The following is a 2,963-nucleotide window of genomic DNA, read 5'->3' as shown; positions in this document are numbered from 1 at the left end:
TTCAGGGTGACGTTTAAACTGTCATCCTGACGAAGGTCAGGATCTAGCCAAGTGATGCTTTGAATTTTAAAAGTAGGCCCTGAAACAAGTTTAGGGTGACGTTTATATTGTCATCTTGACGAAGGTCAGGATCTAGCCAAGTGCGATGCTTTGAATCTTAAAAGCAAGCCCTAGAATACCCATGGGTAAATAGGGCCTTTGCTTATGCGGTTTGTTTACTAGCGCTAGTTCTATTGCTAAGTACCTGATCTATACTCCACTGGCCAGCACCATGCGCTGCAAGCATTAAAAATCCCCCTGCAATCGCAATGTTCTTAAAGAACATAATAAACTGTATTTGATCTGCTAAGTTAGCATGAAACAGCACTGCACTTACAATACTAAAGCCCGCAAAGGCCAGTGCGGTTACTCGACTTAACAAACCACTCAAAATCAATAAGCCACCGATTAATTCAAAGGCGATTACTAAGGGTAGTAATTCAGAAGGTAAACCTGCCGAGGCCATATACTGAGCATTACCTTCAAAATATTGAATTTTATTTAAACCAGCTAGAATAAAAATTGCAGACAAACCAAAACGTGCCAAAAGTACAGATGTATTTGCCAAGATAGTGTTATTTGAAAATGGATTAAATATGTTCATGATAATTCCTCAAAAAGTGTAAATTGTTTAAGTCAGCAATGATTGACTGATACACAGAGTTTAAATTCTTTTTTATGAATTAAAATTATTATATTTAGAGGTTATCATTCTTTTATTTAGAATGGTTAAAGGCAATAAACAGCAACTTCAATCAAGACAAAGCGCATTGTTAAATTCATACTGAACAATTTAAACGACTTAGGCTTAAAGACAATGAATAATGAGGACGCCTTAGAAAAGCGGATAAAAAGGGTCTGTGACTATATAGATCACAACTTGGATCGGCAGCTAGATTTAACTCTCCTAAGTGAAGTGGCTGCACTATCTCGATACCATTTTCACCGGGTATTTTTAGCGTATACCGGTGTGAGTGTAATTAAATTTTTGCAGTTAGCGCGTTTTAAACGGGCGTCTTTTCAACTCGCATTTGAGCTTGATACTAAAATTATCGATATTGCTTTAGGTGCCCAGTTTGACAGCAGTGAAGCTTTTGCGCGCGCCTTTAAGCGCACCTTTAAACAAACGCCTAGTCAGTTTAGACAAACACCAAATTGGCCCAATTGGTATCGTGTATTTGAGTTTACTTTGCCAGCATTAGAAGGAGAAAGGGTAAAGGTGTTGACGGTAGCATTTGAACAAACACCCATCGCCTATTTAACGCATCAAGGAGACCCACAAAGAGTGTACGAAAGTGCCGCGAAGTTTGTTGAATGGCGAAGACAAAGCCAACGCAGTGCTATTGCTAACAGCCGAACTTTTGGTATTCCAAACGGCGATCCTAACATTATGGAAGAGCAAGCGTTTAAGTTTAAAATATGCGGTTCGCTTCGCCATGGCAGTACAAGCATTGCTGAAAACGAATTTGGCGTAATGGAAGGTATTATTCCCGCTATGCGCTGTGCAAAAGCTACGCACTTTGGCAGTCATGACACTTTAGAAGCAACAATTTACGCGTTGTATCAATACTGGTTGCCAAAAAGTGGCGAGCAATTAGGTAGTCATCCATGCTTTTTTGAATATTTGAACCTTATTCACGAAGTTGACGAATGCGACTTACGAACTGATGTATATTTGCCTTTAGCATAGCTAAAAAGTTAGGTCGCAAACTCATACAAGAGCAACTATAACTTATTTATACCTAAATGATGAGTTACGTGATTATGCTCCAGCGCAAAAAGTTACTTTATTGTATAACAGCGGTGCTGCTAAGTTTACCTCAAGCGCTCCATGCACAAACAGTTCGCATTATACTGAATGACTGGGCCAGCCAACATGTGATCTCACATATTTATAGCCAGTTATTAAGTAAAGTGAATATTGACTCAAAATTTGTACCCTTGCCTACAGATGGACAATGGTACTATCTAAAATACAACTATGTAGATGTTCAAGTTGAAGTATGGCAAGGCACTATGGAAGATAAATTAGCGCAATTAATCGCTTCTAACGACCTACAAGAAGCGGGCAGCTATCCCATAGAAACCAGAGAGGATTGGTGGTACCCAAGCTATGTGGAGCTTTTATGCCCTAAGCTGCCTGATTGGCAAGCATTAAATGACTGTGCACATCTATTTAGTAAAGGAGATGACCCTAGAGGTGTTTATTATACGGGCCCTTGGGAGAAAAACGACCATGCGAGAGTGAGGGCATTGGGGCTTAACTACCGCATTGAAAGCTTACCTGATGATGCCGCTTTGGTAACCATACTTAAACAGGCATATAAGTTAAATCAACCCGTTTTATTATTTAATTGGACCCCAAACTGGGTAGATGTGCAGTACCAAGGGCAATTTGTAGATTTTCCTGCTTATGCACCCGAGTGCGAGACTAAGCCAGAGTGGGGAATGAATAAGCAGTTTTTACATGATTGTGGTAACCCCGCTACTGGTTGGATTAAAAAAGTAGCTGCCAAGGAGTTTCCAAAAGCACTCCCATGCGCTTTTTCAATTTTAGAAAATATGACTTTTAATAGCTCAGATTTAGCACAATTTGCATTACAAGTTAATCAGCAATCACAAAGCAGTGAGCAAGTAAGTATTGATTGGTTGCAACACAACCCTAAACGCTGGCAGCATTGGTTAACATCCCCCAGCTGTGACAATCGCAGGTATTAGAAAAACTAGAGTGTAAACCCCGTTTACACTCTAGCCTGATATGAGTAACTAAGGATTTAAAATAAAGCAAATCAAATGTGGTGCATTGTGCAAGCACACTCATTGTCATCCTGACGCAGGTTAGGACCTTGTAAGTTACTCACACACATTGTCATCCTGACGAAGGTCAGGATCTTATGGCACTACTCACACGACATTGTCTTCCT

Annotated in this window: 3 protein-coding genes; 2 read left to right on the top strand and 1 reads right to left on the bottom strand. The window is 39.9% G+C overall.

Annotated elements, in window-relative coordinates; genetic code table 11:
• Positions 1–202: 202 nt before the first annotated feature.
• Positions 203–643, bottom strand: coding sequence for a DoxX family protein (locus SANK73390_RS19105; protein WP_462767956.1), 441 nt, complete (start codon positions 641–643; stop codon positions 203–205).
• A gap of 213 nt (positions 644–856) precedes the next feature.
• Here SANK73390_RS19105 and SANK73390_RS19100 point away from each other — a divergent pair, with 213 nt between their 5' ends.
• The gene (locus SANK73390_RS19100; protein ID WP_462767955.1) at positions 857–1,729 is read left to right on the top strand and encodes an AraC family transcriptional regulator; all 873 of its coding nucleotides are present in this window, start codon (positions 857–859) and stop codon (positions 1,727–1,729) included.
• 74 nt (positions 1,730–1,803) lie between these two features.
• Positions 1,804–2,757, top strand: coding sequence for an ABC transporter substrate-binding protein (locus SANK73390_RS19095; RefSeq protein ID WP_462767954.1), 954 nt, complete (start codon positions 1,804–1,806; stop codon positions 2,755–2,757).
• The last annotated feature ends 206 nt before the right edge of the window (positions 2,758–2,963 follow it).

Source organism: Pseudoalteromonas sp. SANK 73390, assembly GCF_054966645.1.
This window is presented reverse-complemented; position numbering and strand designations above follow the sequence as displayed.

Excerpts from the sequence above, each read along its gene's own strand:
- SANK73390_RS19105 (WP_462767956.1), bottom strand. The coding sequence starts at position 643 with ATGAACATATTTAATCCATTTTCAAATAACACTATCTTGGCAAATACA.
- SANK73390_RS19100 (WP_462767955.1), top strand. The coding sequence starts at position 857 with ATGAATAATGAGGACGCCTTAGAAAAGCGGATAAAAAGGGTCTGTGAC.
- SANK73390_RS19095 (WP_462767954.1), top strand. The coding sequence starts at position 1,804 with ATGCTCCAGCGCAAAAAGTTACTTTATTGTATAACAGCGGTGCTGCTA.